Raw genomic sequence first — 18663 nt, forward strand, 5'->3', positions numbered from 1 at the left:
TCCATGACCGACACGACGGCCACCACGACCGCCCCCACCGAGGCGCCCGAGGCGCCCGCGACTCCCGCGGAGGCCCCCGTCGCCCCGGGCGTCGCCCACGGCCTCTACACCGAGGGCTCTCCCCTCACCGACGGCAAGGCCCCGTCCGGCCCCATCGAGGGACGCTGGAACAAGCGCAAGTTCGAGGCCGCGCTCGTCAACCCGGCCAACCGCCGCAAGCTCTCGGTCATCATCGTCGGCACCGGCCTCGCCGGTGGCGCGGCCGCCGCGACGCTCGGCGAGGCCGGCTACAACGTCAAGTCCTTCTGCTACCAGGACTCCCCGCGCCGCGCGCACTCGATCGCGGCCCAGGGCGGCATCAACGCGGCGAAGAACTACAAGGAGGACGGCGACTCCGTCTTCCGCCTCTTCTACGACACCGTCAAGGGCGGCGACTACCGCTCGCGCGAGTCGAACGTCTACCGCCTCGCCGAGGTCAGCGCCAACATCATCGACCAGTGCGTCGCGCAGGGCGTCCCGTTCGCCCGCGAGTACGGCGGCCTGCTCGACAACCGCTCCTTCGGTGGCGTCCAGGTGTCGCGCACCTTCTACGCCCGCGGCCAGACCGGCCAGCAGCTGCTCATCGGCGCCTACCAGGCGCTCGAGCGCCAGGTCGCGGCCGGCACGGTCGAGATGTTCAGCCGCCACGAGATGCTCGAGGTCGTCATCGTCGACGGCAAGGCGCGCGGCATCATCGCCCGCGACCTCGTCACGGGCGAGGTCGAGACCCACCTCGCCGACGCCGTCGTGCTCGCCTCCGGCGGCTACGGCAACGTCTTCTTCCTGTCGACCAACGCCATGGGCAGCAACGTCACGGCGACGTGGCGTGCCCACCGCAAGGGCGCCTACTTCAGCAACCCCTGCTACACGCAGATCCACCCGACCTGCATCCCGGTCTCCGGCGACCACCAGAGCAAGCTGACGCTGATGTCGGAGTCGCTGCGCAACGACGGCCGCATCTGGGTGCCGAAGAAGAAGGAGGACTGCGACAAGGACCCGCGGCAGATCCCCGAGGAGGACCGCGACTACTACCTCGAGCGGATCTACCCGTCCTTCGGCAACCTCGTCCCCCGCGACATCGCCAGCCGCCAGGCCAAGAACGTCTGCGACGAGGGCCGCGGCGTCGGCCCGATGGTGGGCGACTTCCGCCGCGGCGTCTACCTCGACTTCGCCGACGCGATCACGCGCATGGGCGAGGCCACCGTCCGCGAGAAGTACGGCAACCTCTTCGACATGTACCTGCGGATCACGGGTGAGAACCCGTACGAGGTGCCGATGCGCATCTACCCCGCGGTGCACTACACGATGGGCGGCCTCTGGGTCGACTACGACCTCCAGTCGAGCATCCCCGGCCTCTTCGTCGCCGGTGAGGCGAACTTCTCCGACCACGGCGCCAACCGCCTCGGCGCGTCCGCGCTGATGCAGGGCCTCGCCGACGGCTACTTCGTCCTGCCGAACACGATCCGCGACTACCTGGCCAAGGGCCCGTTCGAGAAGCTCGAGGAGTCGAACCCGCAGGTCGTCGAGGCCAAGGCGTCGGTCGATGCCCGCGTCGCGAAGTTCCTGTCGATCAACGGCGAGCGCAGCGTCGACTCCTTCCACAAGGAGCTCGGCAACATCATGTGGGAGTACTGCGGCATGGAGCGCACCGAGGAGGGCCTGCTCAAGGCCATCGACCTCATCCGCGCGCTCCGTGACGAGTTCTGGCGCAACGTCAAGGTGCTCGGCGCCGCCGACACGCTCAACCAGAGCCTCGAGAAGGCCGGCCGCGTCGCCGACTTCCTCGAGCTCGGCGAGCTGATGTGCATCGACGCCCTGCACCGCCGCGAGTCCTGCGGTGGCCACTTCCGCGCCGAGTCCCAGACCGAGGACGGCGAGGCCCTGCGCCACGACGACGAGTACGCCTACGTCGCCGCGTGGGAGTTCGGCGGCGACGGCGGATCGCCCGTCCTGCACAAGGAAGACCTCGTGTACGAGTTCGTCGAGATGAAGCAGCGGAGCTACAAGTGAGCGGCAACGGCATGAACCTCACCCTGAAGATCTGGCGCCAGGCCGGCCCGAAGACCAAGGGCGAGATGGTGACCTACCCCGTCACCGACATCTCCCCCGACATGTCCTTCCTCGAGATGCTCGACGTGCTCAACGAGCAGCTCAACGCCCGCGGCGAGGAGCCGATCGCCTTCGACTCCGACTGTCGCGAGGGCATCTGCGGCATGTGCGGCCTCATGATCTCGGGCAAGGCGCACGGCCCCGAGGTGACGACGACGTGCCAGCTGCACATGCGCAGCTTCTCCGACGGCGACGTCATCACCGTCGAGCCGTGGCGCGCCGACGCGTTCCCGGTCATCAAGGACCTCGTGGTCGACCGCAGCAGCTTCGACCGGATCATCCAGGCCGGCGGCTTCATCAGCGCCAACACCGGCTCGGCCCCCGAGGCCCACTCGGTGCCGGTGCCCAAGCCGGCCGCGGACCGCTCGTTCATGGCGGCGGCGTGCATCGGCTGCGGCGCCTGCGTCGCGGCCTGCCCCAACGCGTCGGGTATGCTCTTCATGGGTGCCAAGATCACCCACCTCGGCGAGCTGCCGCAGGGCCAGCCGGAGCGCGAGGCCCGCGTCGTCGACATGGTGAGCCAGCACGACGCCGAGGGCTTCGGTGGGTGCACCAACATCGGTGAGTGCGCCTCGGCGTGCCCGAAGGAGATCCCGATGGACGTCATCAACCAGCTCAACCAGGACCTGCGCCGCGCCCTGTCGCACGGACGCTGACCCGGTCTCCGGACGCGTCCCGACGCGTCCGCGCCACGCCTCACCGACGACCCGCCCCGGAGCACCGGGGCGGGTTAGTCTTTCCCGGCCATGACCACCGCCACGCCGACCCGCCGCAGCCGTCGCGCCCGCCCGGCCCGCCCGGCCCGTCGCCGCACCGCCGCCCGAGCCGTGGCCTCCGGCGTCGTCGCCGCGTTCGCCGCCTCCCTCGCCGTCGCGACGGGCGGCGCCGGCCCGGCAACCGCCGCGACCCCCGCGAGCCCGCAGCACCTCGGTGCCCTCACCTGCCGACCGTGGCAGACGCCGGTGACCGTGCCGCCCGGCACGGTCCTGACGCCGCGCGTCTTCCCCACCGCCGAGCGCCCGGCGCCCCCGCGCCCGTCGGCGACGAAGCCGGTCGCCAAGCCGGCGCCGCGCCCGCGCGTCGTGTGCCGCAACGCCGCCCCGACGCCGTTCGAGCAGCCCGCCTGGGACCCCGACTCCGTCGTCGGCGGTGCGCGACTCGCCTCGCCCGGCGTCGTCGTCGACGCCGAGCCGGGCACGCCCCTGCCGCCCGCCGTCTACGACGTGTCCTACGTCGTCGCCGACCTCTCCTCCGGTGAGGTGCTCGCGGCGAAGTCGGCGCACGCGTGGCTGCGGCCCGCGAGCACCCTCAAGACCCTCACCGCCCTGACCCTGCTGCCGCTGCTCGACCCGCACCGGGTCGTCGTCGCCTCGAAGGACGCGCAGGCCGCGGCCGGCTCGCGCGTCGGGATCCTCGCCGGCAACCGCTACCCCGTCGCCAGCCTCGTCGACGCGATGCTCATGTTCTCGGCCAACGACGCCGTGTACGCCCTCGCCGACGCGGCCGGCGGCTACGACCACACGGTCGAGCTGATGAACGCGCGCGCCCAGGAGGTCGGCGCCTTCGACACGCTCGTCGTCGACCCGAGCGGCCTCGACGACGGCGACCAGCGCTCGAGCGCCTACGACCTCGCCGTCATCGCCCGCGACGCGATGCGCCTGCCCGAGTTCCGGGCCGCCGTCGTCAAGCGCGACGCCGTCTTCCCCGGCGGCCGCGACGCGACGGGCAAGGTCTGGAAGCCGTTCCACGTCTACAACATCAACGACTTCCTGCGGCACTACCCCGGCGCCATCGGCGTCAAGCCGGGGCGCACCGACCGGGCCCAGCACACCTTCATCGGGGCGGCCACCCGCGGCGGTCGCACGCTCCTCGTCGCGCAGATGGGCAGCGTGACCGGCTCGTGGAAGCCGACCGCAGCACTGCTCGACTGGGGGTTCGCCAACGCCGACCGGGTGCGGCCCGTCGGGCGCCTCGTCGAGCCGGGTGAGGCCGCACCGCCGGTGGCCGCGCCCGCCCTGACGCCGCTTCCGTCGGCCGGAGCGGCCGACGCGACGCCGGGGGCCGGTGGCACGGGCACGCCTGCACCGGTGGCCTCGGCCCCGGTCGCGGCGAGCGACCCGGGGTCGCTCGCGGTGCTCGCCGGCGTCGGCCTGCTCGTCACGGCAGGCGTCGTGGGCATCGGCGTCGCCGTCCGGCGCCGCCGCGCCCGCCTGTGACCGTGTGACGCGTGGGTCTCCGGGCTCACTCGACGAGAAGGGGTGGGCGTCGCGCGCGCGTCGGTCAGGGGCGTCGGGGGCGCGCCACGACGACGAAGTGCACGAACGCCATGTCGCCGAAGGGGATCGGCACGACACGGGCGGCAGCGCGCAGCAGCGCCGAGTCGCTCGCGGCCCAGCGCCGGCCCATCGTGTTGGCGCCCTCGCACGAGAGCACGTCGTAACCGCAGTCCCGGAACATCTCGACCATCGTGGCGCGGGTGAAGAACCGCAGGTGGGTGCGGTCGAGGGTGCCCTGGTCGACGTAGTCCCAGCGGCCGCGGAGCAGCTTGAGCACGACGGGTGCGTACTGGATGCTCGGGATCGCCGCGACCACGACCCCGGAGTCGGTCAGCAGGGGCGGCACCTGGCGCAGCACCGACCACGGGTCGACGAGGTGCTCGAGGACGTCGTTGAAGAAGACGGCGTCGAAGCGCTCGGTGCGGCCCTCGAGCGCGTCGGGGAAGTAGCCCTCGACGACCTCGTCGAAGCCGTGCCCCTCACGGGCGGCCGCCGCCTGCGAGGGCACCGCCTCGATGCCGACGACGCGCGCGTCCGGGCCGAGGACGCGTCGCAATGTCACGCCGAAACCGCCTGCGCCACAACCGACGTCGAGCACCGTGCGCGCCCCCGGAGGGACGAACGGCGCGACGTCGAGGCGTGCGTTGTCGACGTAGACGTCCTGCTGAGGCGGTTGCACGGTCGGTCACTCTCCCCTGGTGAGGCCGTCCCCGGACGTCCGGGTCAGCGTGCCGCCACCCTACGCAGCCGCCGCGCGGCTCCGGCGGCGAACACGGTGAACCCGCCGAGGACGAACCCGGCGGCCACGCTCGCCCGGTCGACGGCTCGCGACGGGACGGGCGCGGCGTCGTGCCTGCCCCGGGCGCCGGGATCCGGGCCGAGCGAGCCGTCGCTGTGCACCGCGGGATCGGTGCCGCCGTACGGCACGAGCCGCGTGTCGCTGCGGGCCGCGACCGGGGCCACGAACGAGGGCCGTGCGACCCGGGCCAGGCCGGGGCGAGCCCCGTCGGGCTCGAGCCCGCTGAGGTCGGCTCGACCTGCGGCCCACGCCGCCGACAGCAGGACGACGCGGGAGATGAGGTTGAGCCACACGAGCAGGCCGACCGAGAGGGCCACCGCACCGAGCAGCGGGTTGGCCGTGGCCCGCCCGATGAGCCACGCCCCGAGCAGCTTGAGCACCGTGAGGGCCAGAGCGCCCAGGAGCGCGGCGTGGCGCACCGAGGGCCACGGCAGCCGCACCCCTGACAGGACCCGCAGGAGCAGGACCATGATGAGCGTGTCGATCGCGAAGCCGACGAGCGCGCCGGCCAGCCCGACGACGAACCCGTTGCCCGACAGGCCGACCCACGAGGCGACCTTCGAGGCGAGCCCGCCGGCGGCGCTCGTCAGGACCGCCGACACCACGACGGCCACGCCGAGGGTGGAGAGGACGAGCAGGTCGCGGGCCTTCTGCGACACGGCGTTGCCCGCGGCCTTGTCGAAGCCGAAGATGCCGCGGATGCCGGTGCGGAGCGCGCCCACCCAGCCCAGGCCCGCGAGCAGGAGGGTCACGAAGGAGACCAGCCCGGTGACGGTGAGCGTCAGGCTCGAGGGCGCCTCGATGCTGATGATCCCGTTCGGGTTGTCGGGCGTCTTGACCATGCCCGGCAGGATCTGGTTCAGCGTGTCGGCGATCGCCGCGAGCAGGTCGGGCCGCCCCTGCAGGACGAAGCCGAAGATCGCGAAGGCGAGGGCGACCGCAGGGAAGACCGAGAAGAAGGCGAAGTAGCCGACGCCGGCGGCGAGCAGGTTGCCGTTGGCGTCGCTGAAGCGCTGCCACGACTGGTAGGCGTGCGTGGCCTTGAGCCGGTCGATCGTCCGCTTCAGCCACTCGGGCACGGGTCAGCCTCCAGACAGCGCGTAGGTGTGGACGGGACGCCACACCTCGTCCGTACCCTGTTCGTAGAGGTGGAGCGCCCCGACGGTGAACTGCACGGCGTAGCCGGCGAGCTCGTCGAAGGCCCGGTCGAGGTCGGGCGCGGGAACGTTGTGGGCGACCGTCACGTGCGGGTGGTAGTAGAACTCGAGGCTGCGCGAGACCGGCCCGGACCGCAGCTGCTTCTCCAGCGCCTCGCACGCCGAGACGCCCTGGGCGACCTGGATGAACACGACGTCCGACACCGGGCGGAAGGTGCCGGTGCCGCGGAGCACGACCTCGAACGGCTCGTGCCGCTCGGCGACGTCGGCGCAGTGCTCGCGGAACGCGGCGTAGACGTCGTCGTCGACGGGCGTGGGCGGCAGCAGCGTGATGTGCGCCGGGATCTTCGAGGCCTCGGGGTCGCCGAAGGCCGCGCGGCGGGCCTCGAGGAACTCGCCGTGGGGTGACGGGATCGGGATCGAGACACCGATCGTCGTCCGAGGCGCAGCAGTCACGAACCCGACCGTACCGAATGCGGCTGCGGTACACCCGTCCGGGCCGGGTCCGGCTCCGCGGCAGGCCGCCCGACCGTACGCTGGGCCCGTGCCCGGCCAGCCCGCCCCGGACCCCGCGACCGACCGCGGGCGGCGGCTGCGGGTCGCCGCCCTCTTCGTCAGCGACTGGGGGCACGAGTTCCGCGACGTCGCGTCCGGTCGTGTCCCCTCGCACCGGCTCTTCGGCATGGCCGAGCTCGCAGCCCGCGGCCACGACGTGCGCCACCTGACCCGTCGGCGCCGGGTGTTGCGCATCCCCCGCGCCCTCGAGTGGCGCGCCGTGCAGGCGGCCTGGCTGCTGCGGGAGCAGCGACACCTCGACGTCGTCGTGGCCACCCACGAGGCGGCGGCCCTGCCGGCCCTGCTGCTTCGCCGGGCCGGCCTGCTGCGCCGCCCGGTGGTCGTGCTCACCGTCGCGGCGCTCGAGGCGACCTCACGCGGCGGGCGGGCCGGGCATGTCCAACGCGTGGCGCTCAGTGCCGCCGACGCCGTGACGGTGTTCGCGTCGGCACAGGTGGCGCCGCTCGCCCAGCGGCTCGGGCTGCCGGCCGGACGCGTCCGCTCGGTGCCGCTCGGCGTCGACGCGGCCTGGTTCTCACGCGAGGACGCGCGCGACGGACGCGCGGTCGCAGGCGACGAGCCTCGCGACGGCGGCGTGCTGTCGGTGGGCACGAACGCCGGCAAGGACTACCCGACGCTGGTCCGGGCGCTCGACCCCGGCGTGGCGTGCACCGTGGTCACCGATCCGTGGAACCGCGAGCAGGCCGACGCGGCACTGGCGCAGCTCGACGCGGCCCGGCGGCCCGACGTACGCTTCCGCGCCGACGTGCCCATCGCGACCCTGCGCGACCTCTACTCCCGCGCCGAGGTCGTCGTGCTGCCGCTGCGGGAGTCCGAGGTGTCCTCCGGCCAGACCGTGCTGCTCGAGAACCTCGCCGTCGGCACCCCGGTCGTCGTCAGCGACGTCAGCGGCATCGCCGACTACGTCGACGCGTCGGTCGTGCGGCTCGTGCCGCCCGGCGACGTCGCGGCGCTGCGGGCAGCGCTGTCCGACGGGTCGTGGCACGACCGCGCCAGCGGTGGACCGGCCCAGGTCGCAGGGTCGTTCACCACCGCGCACCTCGCCGCAGCGATCGAGGGCGTCGTGCTTGACGTGCTCGACGGCCCCCTCTGACGCCCCCGAGGGGGGTCAGCCCCGACCGGGACGCGGCAGGAAGCCGACCTTGTCGTAGACGCGGCGCACCGTGGCCTCGGCGACCTCGGCGGCGCGCTCGGCACCGGAGGCGAGGAGGCGGTCGAGCTCGGCGCGGTCGTCCATGAGGGCAAGGGTGCGCTCGCGGAACGGCGTCACGGCCTCGACGACGACCTCGGCGACGTCCTTCTTGAGGTCGCCGTAGCCCTTGCCGGCGTAGGCGGCCTCGAGGTCGCCGATGGCGGTACCCGACAGGGCCGAGTGGATCGACAGGAGGTTGGAGACGCCGGGCTTGGTCTCCTCGTCGTATCGGATGTCGCGGTCGGCGTCGGTGACGGCCGACTTGATCTTCTTGACGATGCGGTTCGGCTCGTCGAGGAGGCTGACGAGACCGGCGTCGGTGGCCGCCGACTTGCTCATCTTGGCCGTCGGCTCCTGGAGGTCCTGGATCTTGGCCGTGGCCTTCATGATGTGCGGCTCGGGCACGACGAGGGTGTCGCCGAAGCGCTGGTTGAAGCGGGTCGCGAGGTCGCGGGACAGCTCGAGGTGCTGGCGCTGGTCCTCGCCGACCGGCACGACGTCGGCGTCGTAGATGAGGATGTCGGCGGCCTGCAGGATCGGGTAGGTGAAGAGGCCGACGTTGGTGTTGGTGCCCTTGGCCGACTTGTCCTTGAACTGCGTCATGCGGCTGGCCTCGCCGAACCCGGTGAGGCACGAGAGCACCCACGCGAGCTCGGTGTGCTGCGACACGTGGCTCTGCACGAAGAGCACCGACGCCGCCGGGTCGACGCCGCCGGCGATGAACTGCGCGGCCGTCAGGCGGGTGCGCTCGCGCAGGACCGCCGGGTCGGGCGCCACGGTGAGCGCGTGCAGGTCGGCGACGAAGTAGAACGCGTCGTGCGTCTGCTGGAGGCGCACCCACTCGACGAGGGCCCCGATGTAGTTGCCGAGGTGCAGCGAGTCACTCGTCGGCTGCATGCCGGACAGACTGCGGGGCGTGGACGTCGGGACGGTGGGCGTCGAGGGCATGCGTGCATTCTGGCCCATCGACGGGCGTGCGCCCCAACCAGCCCGCGCCGCGTGGCGCGGGCTGCGCCGCGTGCAGGCGTCAGGCGTGCGGCAGCCCGCAGGAGTAGGTCGGGAACGGGCGGCAGCCGCCGTTCCACGTGCTGCCCGTGACGGTCGCCGTGATCGCCGGGGGCGTGACGGCGGGCGAAGGCCCGACGGGGTCGTAGGTGTAGGTGAGCGTCAGCGTGCCGGCCTGGCTCTTGGTGTAGTTGCGCGTGTAGAGCGCGATGTTGCGGGGCGATCCCGCGGCCACCTGGAACTGGCTGCCCACGATGGCGCACGAGTCGGCGTCCTGGATGAGGACCTCGTTGACGCCGAGGCTGTCGCCGTCGATCTTGATCGAGGTCAGGACGATGTCGGCCGCCACGGTCCCGCTGTTGAGGATCGTGATGCCGAAGACATAGCCCTTGACGAGGTCGTTGGAGTTGCCGGGCAGCTTGCAGCCGCTCCCGGTCAGCTTGAGCGCCACGGTGACCGACGCGGCCACGGTCGGTGCGGCCGCGGCGACGAGCACCACGGGGGTGGCCCAGGCGGCCCCGCGCACGACGGTGCGCCGGCTCGGTCGCGGCGTCGCCGCCGGCGCACTCGACTGCTCGGCGGCCCCGCTCTCGGAATGGCCCTCGGTGTGGCCCTTCGCGTCAAACACGTCCTGCACCCTCCCCGGTTCGTGAACACGACTCGGACGCCCCCCATGACGTCCGATTCGGAGCGTAACGGCAGCAAAGGCTCCGTTGGAGCGGTTTCGCGCAGGTTGCCCCGTGCGTGTCGGAGCACCCCCTTCGGGCGGAATGCCGTATAGGGGCATCAGAGGGGCAGGAGGGGCGCGAGGTGCCAGAGGGTCAGAGCACGTAGTCGACGACGACGGGCGCGTGGTCGCTCCAGCGCTCCGCGTACGTCGGGGCTCGGCCCACCGACACGGTCGAGACGGTCGCGGCGAGCCTCGGCGTGGCCAGCTGGTAGTCGATGCGCCACCCGGCGTCGTTGTCGAACGCCTTGCCGCGCCAGGACCACCACGTGTACGGGCCGGGGCCCTCGCCGGCGTGCGTGCGGTGGACGTCGACCCAGCCGAGCTCGTCGAACCAGCGGTCGAGGTAGGCCCGCTCGGCCTCGAGGAACCCGGCCTTGGTGAGGTTGCCCTTCCAGTTCTTGAGGTCGGCCTCGCGGTGGGCGACGTTGAGGTCGCCGGTGACGAGCATCAGCTCGTCGGCCGCCGAGGCCCGGGCCATCCGCTCGGTCATCGCGTCGAGGAAGGCGTACTTGACGTCCTGGCGCTCGGTGCCCGCCTCCCCCGTGTGCACGTAGACGGAGGCGACCGTGAGCGGGCCTGACGCCGTGGCCACCTCGGCCTCGACCCAGCGTCCGGCGTCGGCGAAGGCGCCGTCGATGCCGACGCGGGTGACCGTGTGCGGCTCGCGCGTCAGCACGGCGACCCCGGCACGGCCCTTGGCCTCACCCTCGGTGTGGGCGACCGACCAGTGCGACCAGCCGAGCTCGGCCAGGACCTTGGCGAGGTCGGCGTCGCCGGCGCGCACCTCCTGGAGGCAGACGACGTCGGGGTCGGCCTCGAGCAGCCAGGGCAGGGCGCCCCGCCGTGCCGCGGCGCGGATCCCGTTGACGTTGGCCGTGACGACGCGCATGGCCGCGATTGTGCCCGAGGCCTCCGACGCCGCCGCCACCCGGGTCCCGTCGCGCGACGCCGGGGTCGCGGATGTGGGCGAAGCGGGCCATCGGGGCCCGGGGCGCTGCCTACAATCGCGGCGTGCCGACCGACGCCCTCACCATCGCGCCCGTGGTGCTCGCGGTCGTCCTCGTCGTCAGCGCGGTGGGCAAGCTGCGCTCGCCGAGCCGCTCGGCCGAGGCCTTCCGCGACCTGCGCGTCCCCGCTCCCCTGCGTCACCGCGCCGTCGTCGAGGCGCTGCCGTGGGGCGAGCTGCTGCTCGCCGTGCTGCTCGTGTCGGTCGGGGGCCTGCCCGGGGTGCTCGCCGCAGCCGCCGCGGTCCTGCTCTTCGCCAGCTACCTCGCACTCGTCGTGCGGGCGCTCGGCTTCGAGGCGCCGGTCGACTGCGCCTGCTTCGGGGAGTTCGCGCCGGGGCGCATCACACGCCGCACCGTCGTGCGCAACGCCTGGCTGCTCGTCCTCGCCGTGCTCTCGCTCGTCCTCGCCGACCCGGCGGACGGCATCTCGGTCCTCGGCCGGCTCTCGACGGCCGGCGCGTGGCCCTGGCTGCTTGCGGCCGCGGCGGCGGCCCTGACGACGTGGCTCGTGACGGCACCGGCCCCCGACGCGGGCGCCCCCTCGGCCGCGCCACCGGCGTCCGGCCCCCTCGGCGACCCGGCGGCCGCCACCGACGCGGACGACGACTACGTGCGGACCCGCACGCCGTCGCTGCCCGTCGTGCTCGGCGACGGCACCGAGACCGACCTCCGACAGCTGTCGACCCAGCGCGCCCAGCTGCTCCTCTTCGTGTCCGAGGGCTGCGGCAGCTGCCAGGACGTCATCGCCGCGGCGCCGCGCTGGCGCACCGAGCTGCCGGCCGTCGACGTGCGCCTCGTCGTCACCGTGCCACCGGGCGAGGGCGCCCTCACCTCGAGCGAGGAGCCGCAGAGCCTGCACGACCCCCGCCAGCGCCTCCGCGACACCTTCGGGTTCTGGGGCACGCCGTCCGCGCTGCTCCTCGGGGCCGACGGCCTGCTCGCCGGGGGCCCGGTCACCGGCGGGGAGGCCGTGCCGGAGTTCGTCGACGAGATCCGGGCGCAGCTCGGCGCGCTCGCCTGACCGGTCGCGCCGACGGCGCGGACACCAGGTGGTGTCCGCGCCGTCGTCGTGCGTCGGGTGGCGTCGTCACGCCGCGCCGTGGGTCACGGCAGCGGGAAGACCCCGGAGATGTTGCACGAGCCGCCGCCGCCCTCCTGGGCGGGCGGGGTGCTGCGGATGACCGTCGACGCGGTCTGCGTCGGTCCGGCCGTCCCGCAGCTGCTCGTGTTGTTGCAGTCGAACACCCGGTAGGTGATCGTGACGACCGAGTTGGCGCTGTTGCCCGTGACGTCGGCCGAGGTGTAGAGCAGGATGCGCTGGTTCGGCACGCCGTCCTTGGTGCAGAACTCGTGGTTCGGGTCGGTGCCGCACGGGCCGCACGAGCAGCCGCCCACGTTGTCCTTGACGACGATCTTGAAGGCGCCGGCGTCGGCGATGCCCTGGATGGTGATGCTGTCGACCACCGTGACGGCGTCACGCGGCAGCGGACCGGTGGCGTTGTGCGCGAGCAGCTCGAAGACGAAGCCCTTGTACGTGCTCGAGGAGTTGCCCGGCAGCTTGCACGCGCTGCCGGTGAACGTCAGGAACCCGGCCGATGCCGCGACGGTCGGAGCCGCCGACGCGACCGCGATCGCGGGCACCGCCCACGCGGCGCCCTTGACGACCGAGCGTCGGCTCGGAGACGTCGATGAGACGCCCTGGTTGTTGGACATGAGTACTACCCCCCACTCGAATGTTTTCCCCCCGGAGAACGAGTCGACTGTATCCGGAAACAAGCCGCTGACCAGCGGTTTTACCCGCAAGATGAGCGAATCCGAGACGGTCATGCGCCCGGGTTGTCCGCAGAAATCAGGCCAGTTCGTGACATGTCGGCCAAGGCTCTTCCGGTCGCTTCGAGGGGGTCGGAGTCGGGCGGCGCACCGTAGAGCTCGACGAGCTCGGCGGCCACCTCGGCGACGGTTGCCGGACCGGCCTCGAGCAGCTCGAGGACCACCGACCCGAGGTCGGACACGCGCACGACCTGGTGGCCGACCTCGCGCTCGACGAGGGCCACCGTGCCCTCGTCGGTCGTCAGGACGTCGACGACGGGCCCGAGCCGCACGACCGTCGCCGGCCCGTAGCCGCTCACCGGGTCCTCCCGAGGACCTCGGTGACGACGGGCCGCAGGTCGGGCGCGTCGGCGAAGTGCAGGACGCGGAGTCCCCCGGCGGCCTCGACCGCGTCGGCCAGCCGGCGCAGCGGCTCGTCGAGCCGGGCCAGCGACGACGTCTCGGGGGCGAGCAGCACGAGGGCTTCGAGGAGCCCGACGTGCTCCACCTCGACCGGGGCGCCGGGCGCGGCGTCACGGCGCAGCGCGACGATGCCGGCCAGCCAGGGGCGCACCACCGGCGAGGCGAGCCCGAGGTCGCCCGGAGCGGTCTCGTGCTTGAGGAAGGCGGTGTCGCCGCGGCGCACCGACAGCGGCTTCGGGTAGGCAAGCACGGTGAGGTCGCGGGTCAGCCCGACCGTCTCGTCGGTCAGGTAGCCGCGGCCGGGGCCGAAGGTGCTCGTGACGGTCGTCTTGCCCGTCCCGCCCGGTGCCGCGTACATGAGCGTGGCGCCGGTGCGCGGGTCGCACAGGGCCCCGGCGTGCAGCATGAGCAGCTCGCCCGCGGCGGCACCGATGGCGGCGTGGGTGATGGTCTGGGTCAGCTCCTGCAGCGACGCCACGCGGGTCGTCCGCTCGGACGGGCCGCCCTCCGTGGTGGGCGTGGGCGGGTCGTGGAGCACCTCGGCGTCCACCGGGGCGTCGGCGTCGTCCTCGAGGCACAGGTGCCACACGCGACGGGCCTCCGCGAGCAGCGACGCGTCGAGCGTGACCCGGACGCGCCGCCCGAGCGCGCGCACGACGAAGGAGGTCGGTCTCACGACGCACCCCCGAGACGGTCGAGCACCTCGCGCATCCGCTGCACCCGGTCGTGCCAGTCGAGGGTGGCCAGCCGGGACGCCCGCGCGCCGGCGTCCTCGGGCCGGCCGGACGCGTCGGTGTCGGGCTCGGTGTCGGGCTCAATGTCGGGCTCGGTGTCGAGGCCGGCACCGACGCCCCCGCGTCCACCGGTGGCGGCGGAAACCGTTGCCCCGGTGAGGGACTCGGCGACGGCGAGGACGAACCCGGCGCCGTCGGCCGAGCAGACGAGCGGGTCGGTGCTGTCGCGGAAGCCCGCGACGGGCGTGGCCACCACCGGCCGTGCGGCGGCCGCGTACTCGTAGAGCTTGATGGGGTCGAGGCTGTCGGTGAAGGGGGTGACGACGTGCGGTACGACGAGGACGTCGGCGTGCTGGAGGTAGGCCGGCACGCCGGTGCTCGGGCGGGCGCCGAGGACGAGCGCGCCGGCCCCGCGCAGCCGCTCGGAGTCGCGGTGGTCCAGCGCGTCGGGTCCGACGAGCACGAGCCGTCCGGGGCCGCCGGCGAGCCCGGCCAGGGCCTCGCAGAGGTCGAGGCAGAGGTCGACGTCGAGGCGGTCGGCGTGCAGCGTGCCGGCGTAGAGGGCCACCGGGCCCTCGGGCAGGTCGGCGGGGCGCTCGTGCACGTCGCGGTAGGCCGCGGTGTCGACCCCGTTGGGCACCAGGGTGACCGGCCGGTCGGCCCCCTTGCTGGCGGCGAGCGCCGGCGAGCACACGACGACCTCGGCGCACCGCTCGAGGAGCACCTGCTCCTGGGAGCGCACGCGGTCCAGCTGCGCGGCGGCACGGTCGGCGAGCGTCCAGTCGTCGGTGACGTCGTAGAGCGCGGGCCAGGTCGTCGCGGTGACGAGGAGCGCGCCGGTGGGGTCGTTGACCCAGAGGGCCGGTGCCGTCATGCCCACGGTCCGCGACGCGCGGATCACCTGTCGGGCCCAGCGGTCGTCGACGCCGGAGTCGAGGCGGCGCGGCAGCCACTTCGTCGGCTCGAAGAGCCACAGGGCGTCGGCACCGACACCGGGAAGCTCGGGGCCGCGGCGCAGTCCCCGGCCGCGTCGGGGCCGTGCGGCGCCGAGGGCGGCGTGGAGCGGGTCGGTGGCCGGCTCGACGAAGAGGACCCGCAGGTGCGGGTCGTCGCGCAGGAGCCCGGCGACGAGGTGCTGGTTGCGGCGCCACACGGTGTCCCAGGCCTCGAGCGAGGCGACGACGAGGTCCATGTCAGAGCACCGCCTCGTAGAGCCGGTCGGTCAGCTCGGCCTGCCGCTCGGGCGTGAAGGACGAGCGCTGGGCGGCCTGCAGCGCCGCGCCGTAGCGGTCGCGGCCGTCGGGGTCGTCGGCGAGGGCGCGCAGCAGCGTCGCCGCGGTGTCGGCGTCGCCCGGCGCGTGGAGGGCGGCCCCCGCGACCGCGCCGGACGTCTCGAGGTGGCCGCCGCCGGCGACGGCGACGACCGGCAGTGCGGCCGCCATGGCCTCGAGCACCGTGAGGCCCAGGCCCTCGACCCGGCACGGCGCGAGGAGCACCGACGCGCGCAGCATGAGGCGCTCGACGTCGTCGCGGTGACCGAGGAACGTCGTGGCCTCGGAGAGGCCGAGCGTGCCGACGAGGGCCTCGACGGCGGTGCGGTCGGAGCCGTCGCCCGCCAGGTGCAGGCGCCAACCGAGCGCGGCCAGGCCCGACGCGGCGAAAGCACGGACGGCGACGTCGGTCTCCTTCTCCCGCTCGAAGCGCTGCGCGACGAGGACCACCGGCTCGCGCTCGGCCGCGGTCGGCGATGCGTCGACGGGCTCGACGCCCGGGTGGATGACGGTGCTCGGCCGGCCGATGCTGCGGGCGACGTGCTCGCTGATGGAGATCCGCGCCCGCACCCGACGCCCCGCGAGGTCGGCGGCGAGGGCCGACACCGCGTTGCTGCCGGCGGGCCGGGCGAAGTGCTGGGTGGCCACGAGCGGGACGGCACGGCCGGCGAGGGCCGCCGCGGCCGCCACCTCCGCTGCCGTCATGTGCGCGTGGACGACGTCGGCGCCCCCGGCCGCCTGACGCGTCCGGCGGGCGACGTCGGTGACGGTGCGGGCGGGCTCGTGGCGCACACGCGGTCCTGCCGCCGCGGCGGTGCGACCCGGGTCGCCGCCGACGACGAGCACCTCGTCGCCGCGGTCGGCCTGGGCCCGGGCGAGGCGGGCGACGTGGCTCTCGACCCCGGCGAACGCGTCGGAGCGCACGACGTGCAGGACCCTCATGCGCCACCTCCGGGCCGGGCGTCGGCAGGCCGGCGCCCCTCGGTCGAGGCGCCCGCGGTCGTGGCGCCCGCGGGCGTGGCGTCGTCGGACGAGGTGCCGGTGGCCGGGCCGTGGCCGAGCGAGGTCAGCAGGTCGAGGTAGCGCCGGGCGACGAGGGCCCACGAGTGCTCCTCGGCCGTGGCACGAGCGGCAGCCCGCGCTGCCTCGACCGGCAGGGCGAGGACGCGCTCGAGCGCGGCGGCGAGCGCCTCGGCCAGCGGACCGTCGGTCGCGTCGACGACCGCGCCGTTGACGCCGTCGACGACGACGTCGGGGACGCAGCCGGTCGGGGTGGCGACGACGGGCACGCCGCAGGCCAAGGCCTCGAGGACGACGAGGCCGTAGGACTCGTAAGCGCTCGGGCTGGCGAGGACGTCGGCGGCGTGCAGCCAGGGCCGCGGGTCGGGGTGGGCACCCACGAGGTGGACCCGGTGGGCCACGCCGACGCGCTCGGCACGGTGCCGGGCGGAGGCGAGCAGCTCGGGGGTGCCGCCGACGACGACGAGGTGGGTGGAGGGGTCCGTGGCGGCGAGCGCGTCGGTGAGCGGGGGCAGTCCCTTGCGGTCGAACTCGTTGCCGATGAAGAGCACGACTCGGTCGGTTTCCTTAACCCCCAACGCCTTTCGGGCGTCGGAACGCTCGGCGCGCGTCGGCGGCCGGAAGCGGTCGACGTCGACGCCGTTGCCGATGACGACGGTCGGCGGGCGCAGCCGCGGGTAGGTGTCGCGCAGCAGCCGCTCCTCGGCGCGGACGAGGTTGACGACGACCCGGTGCGCCCCCGACCGGGTGTAGCGGTACCGGTCGCGCGCCGTGGTGAACACGTGCAGGGGGTTGCGCAGCAGGCGCAGCCGGGCGTGCCCGCGGGAGGCCATCGCCACCTGGACGATGCCGTGGTTGACGTAGACGTCGCCGGCGAGCGCGTCGTTGTGGCACACCGACAGCTGCTCCGGGTGGGCGCGCAGGTGGGCGCGCGCCCGTGCCGTGCCGACGGTGGAGAACCACACCACGCGGGCCAGCAGCGCGAGCCGCCCGCCAACGCCGCCGCCGGGCGCCGGCAGCCACCCGCCGCCGCACTCGGCGAGAGTGAACCGTCGCACGTCGACGCCGGCCCTGAGCCACTCCTGCTCGAGGTGGTGGGCCACGGCGCCGACCCCCGTGCCCGGAGCGATCTCCGGGGTGATCTGCACGACAGTCGTCATGAGGCACCCAGCCGCGTCGCCCAGGCCACCTCGGGCACCCGGCCCTCGACGACCGCGGCGGGCGCGGTGCGCCTCAGCTCGGCGTACCGCTGCGCGCCGAGGCAGATGCCGAGCACGACGAACGGCACCGAGGCCTGCACCGCCGACCAGAAGAGGTCGAACTGGGCCTGGACCAGCCGGTTGACGAGGACGCCGAGCGCGACCGAGCCGTAGACCGGGTCGAGCTTCCACGCGACGCGCAGGGCCACGACCGCGAGCACGACGAAGAGCAGGAGCCCGACCACCCCGGCCGAGGTCAGCACCTCGATCTCGGCGTTGGGCGGCTGGAACGAGACGGGGAACCGGTCGGTGTACCACCAGCGCAGCCCGACCCCGAACCACGGGTCGGTGCCCCACACGTCGAGGCTGTCCTGGAACCACGTGAGGCGCTGGAACACCGAGTTGAACTGGTTGCCGGAGTTGATCTGGTCCTGGACGAGGTTGGTCACGAAGACGACGGCCGGGGCGAGCAGCAGCAGGACGAGCTTGCTGCGGCGGCGCTCGGACCGGCCCCGCAGGACGAGGACGAAGACGGCGGCGACGAAACCGACGACGGCCTGGCGCGACTGGGTCAGGAACATCGCCACGACCATGAGCGCGAGCAGCAGCCAGCCGAGGCGCCTGCCGATGCCGGCCCACGCCGGGCGGGCGTAGAGGATCGTCGCGCCGAACGAGCAGACGGTGCCGACGAAGTTCTTGTGCATCGGGTAGGGGAAGGTGATGTAGACCGGCGAGAGGTCGCCGTGCAGCACCTGCAGGCCGCCCTCGACGACCGTGACGGCGGCGAGGAAGGCGATCGTGGCGACGACGAGCCGCATCCCGGTGCGGGCGTGCCCGTTGGCGCCGACGGCCCAGCCCACGACGAGGCTGCCCGAGACCGTCATCCACGCGTGCGCCCACTCGACGGCGTTGGCCGAGTACGGGTTGTTGACGACGGTGACGAGGGTGGCGAACTGGTAGGCCGCCGAGGCCCATAGCACGGCGCGCAGCCCCGGCGAGAAGGGCCGGCGGGCGAGGAGCAGCGCCGGCAGGCTCGCCGCCGCGAGCGCGAAGTCGGACAGCGAGAGGTCGACGCCCTGGCTGCCGACGCGGAGCACCGCGAAGAGGACGGGCAGCACGGCGAGCGGGATCAGCCCGGGCTGCACGGCCGTGACTCCGGTGGCGAGCACGGCGACGGCGATGACGATCGCCGCCTCGGGCGCCGTGGCGGCGAAGTGCCCGACGGCGAGCAGGAGGGCTCCGGCGAGCACCACGAGACCGGCCGCGCGCACCCGCCCCCAGCCGCGACCGTCCACCGCGCCACCTGCCAGCGACACC

General features: G+C 73.8%; 18 protein-coding genes. 5 read left to right on the plus strand and 13 right to left on the minus strand.

The window, feature by feature from the left end; all coding sequences use genetic code 11:
* Nucleotides 1-3: 3 nt before the first annotated feature.
* From BIV28_RS09925 to BIV28_RS09935, 3 genes are all read left to right on the plus strand, one after another.
* Nucleotides 4-2049: a fumarate reductase/succinate dehydrogenase flavoprotein subunit gene (locus tag BIV28_RS09925; RefSeq protein ID WP_076261467.1), complete on the plus strand. Its 2046-nt coding sequence runs from the start codon at nucleotides 4-6 to the stop codon at nucleotides 2047-2049.
* Nucleotides 2050-2060: 11 nt separating this feature from the next.
* On the plus strand, nucleotides 2061-2804 hold the full coding sequence (locus BIV28_RS09930) for a succinate dehydrogenase/fumarate reductase iron-sulfur subunit (RefSeq protein WP_076261640.1): 744 nt from the start codon (nucleotides 2061-2063) through the stop codon (nucleotides 2802-2804).
* Between the two features lie 90 nt (nucleotides 2805-2894).
* Nucleotides 2895-4364 carry a D-alanyl-D-alanine carboxypeptidase family protein gene (locus tag BIV28_RS09935; RefSeq protein WP_083707211.1) on the plus strand — a complete coding sequence of 490 codons (1470 nt, stop codon included), beginning with the start codon at nucleotides 2895-2897 and terminating at the stop codon, nucleotides 4362-4364.
* A 64-nt stretch (nucleotides 4365-4428) separates the two neighbouring features.
* Here the strand turns inward: BIV28_RS09935 and BIV28_RS09940 are convergent, their stop codons facing one another.
* Genes BIV28_RS09940 through BIV28_RS09950 form a run of 3 tightly spaced genes read right to left on the minus strand, consistent with a single transcriptional unit; the run spans nucleotide 4429 to nucleotide 6836 of the window.
* Entirely contained in the window at nucleotides 4429-5103 is a 675-nt protein-coding gene (locus BIV28_RS09940; RefSeq protein WP_076261469.1) for a class I SAM-dependent methyltransferase, read from the minus strand.
* A 44-nt stretch (nucleotides 5104-5147) separates the two neighbouring features.
* Complete coding sequence (locus tag BIV28_RS09945; protein ID WP_076261471.1) at nucleotides 5148-6302, minus strand: YihY/virulence factor BrkB family protein; 1155 nt, start codon at nucleotides 6300-6302, stop codon at nucleotides 5148-5150.
* A 3-nt stretch (nucleotides 6303-6305) separates the two neighbouring features.
* Nucleotides 6306-6836: a 2'-5' RNA ligase family protein gene (locus BIV28_RS09950; protein WP_076261473.1), complete on the minus strand. Its 531-nt coding sequence runs from the start codon at nucleotides 6834-6836 to the stop codon at nucleotides 6306-6308.
* 88 nt (nucleotides 6837-6924) lie between these two features.
* On the opposite strand from BIV28_RS09950, the gene BIV28_RS09955 reads away from it, so the two are divergent.
* The gene (locus BIV28_RS09955) at nucleotides 6925-8049 is read left to right on the plus strand and encodes a glycosyltransferase family 4 protein (RefSeq protein ID WP_076261474.1); all 1125 of its coding nucleotides are present in this window, start codon (nucleotides 6925-6927) and stop codon (nucleotides 8047-8049) included.
* 15 nt (nucleotides 8050-8064) lie between these two features.
* On the opposite strand, the gene trpS is transcribed toward BIV28_RS09955, so the two are convergent.
* The 3 genes from trpS to BIV28_RS09970 all read right to left on the minus strand — a co-directional run bounded on the left by trpS (nucleotide 8065) and on the right by BIV28_RS09970 (nucleotide 10772).
* Entirely contained in the window at nucleotides 8065-9114 is a 1050-nt protein-coding gene (trpS, locus tag BIV28_RS09960) for a tryptophan--tRNA ligase (RefSeq protein WP_083707214.1), read from the minus strand.
* A 61-nt stretch (nucleotides 9115-9175) separates the two neighbouring features.
* Nucleotides 9176-9781, minus strand: a complete 606-nt coding sequence (locus BIV28_RS09965) for a hypothetical protein (protein WP_207555900.1) — start codon at nucleotides 9779-9781, stop codon at nucleotides 9176-9178.
* Between the two features lie 193 nt (nucleotides 9782-9974).
* Nucleotides 9975-10772 (minus strand): exodeoxyribonuclease III, encoded by a 798-nt coding sequence (locus tag BIV28_RS09970; protein WP_076261643.1) that lies wholly within the window; start codon nucleotides 10770-10772, stop codon nucleotides 9975-9977.
* Between the two features lie 122 nt (nucleotides 10773-10894).
* On the opposite strand from BIV28_RS09970, the gene BIV28_RS09975 reads away from it, so the two are divergent.
* Nucleotides 10895-11911 carry a MauE/DoxX family redox-associated membrane protein gene (locus BIV28_RS09975; protein ID WP_207555901.1) on the plus strand — a complete coding sequence of 339 codons (1017 nt, stop codon included), beginning with the start codon at nucleotides 10895-10897 and terminating at the stop codon, nucleotides 11909-11911.
* 83 nt (nucleotides 11912-11994) lie between these two features.
* Here the strand turns inward: BIV28_RS09975 and BIV28_RS09980 are convergent, their stop codons facing one another.
* The 7 genes from BIV28_RS09980 to BIV28_RS10010 form a co-directional block, all read right to left on the minus strand.
* Nucleotides 11995-12603, minus strand: coding sequence for a hypothetical protein (locus tag BIV28_RS09980; protein WP_076261480.1), 609 nt, complete (start codon nucleotides 12601-12603; stop codon nucleotides 11995-11997).
* A gap of 110 nt (nucleotides 12604-12713) precedes the next feature.
* A complete protein-coding gene (locus BIV28_RS09985) occupies nucleotides 12714-13019 on the minus strand; it encodes a PqqD family peptide modification chaperone (RefSeq protein WP_076261482.1) in 306 nt (101 codons plus the stop codon).
* On the minus strand, nucleotides 13016-13798 hold the full coding sequence (locus tag BIV28_RS09990) for a hypothetical protein (protein ID WP_076261484.1): 783 nt from the start codon (nucleotides 13796-13798) through the stop codon (nucleotides 13016-13018). Before BIV28_RS09990 ends, BIV28_RS09985 begins: the two co-directional genes overlap by 4 nt.
* Nucleotides 13795-15048 (minus strand): glycosyltransferase, encoded by a 1254-nt coding sequence (locus BIV28_RS20430; protein WP_083707216.1) that lies wholly within the window; start codon nucleotides 15046-15048, stop codon nucleotides 13795-13797. The genes BIV28_RS09990 and BIV28_RS20430 overlap by 4 nt, the downstream gene beginning before the upstream one ends.
* A 1-nt stretch (nucleotide 15049) precedes the next feature.
* Complete coding sequence (locus tag BIV28_RS10000; RefSeq protein WP_076261486.1) at nucleotides 15050-16069, minus strand: glycosyltransferase family 4 protein; 1020 nt, start codon at nucleotides 16067-16069, stop codon at nucleotides 15050-15052.
* Nucleotides 16066-17307 (minus strand): glycosyltransferase family 4 protein, encoded by a 1242-nt coding sequence (locus BIV28_RS10005; protein WP_076261488.1) that lies wholly within the window; start codon nucleotides 17305-17307, stop codon nucleotides 16066-16068. Before BIV28_RS10005 ends, BIV28_RS10000 begins: the two co-directional genes overlap by 4 nt.
* Nucleotides 17304-18662, minus strand: a complete 1359-nt coding sequence (locus BIV28_RS10010; protein WP_083707217.1) for an O-antigen ligase family protein — start codon at nucleotides 18660-18662, stop codon at nucleotides 17304-17306. Before BIV28_RS10010 ends, BIV28_RS10005 begins: the two co-directional genes overlap by 4 nt.
* Between the last annotated feature and the right edge of the window lies 1 nt (nucleotide 18663).

Source organism: Intrasporangium flavum, from assembly GCF_001956915.1.
Classification (GTDB): Bacteria; Actinomycetota; Actinomycetes; order Actinomycetales; family Dermatophilaceae; genus Monashia; species Monashia flava.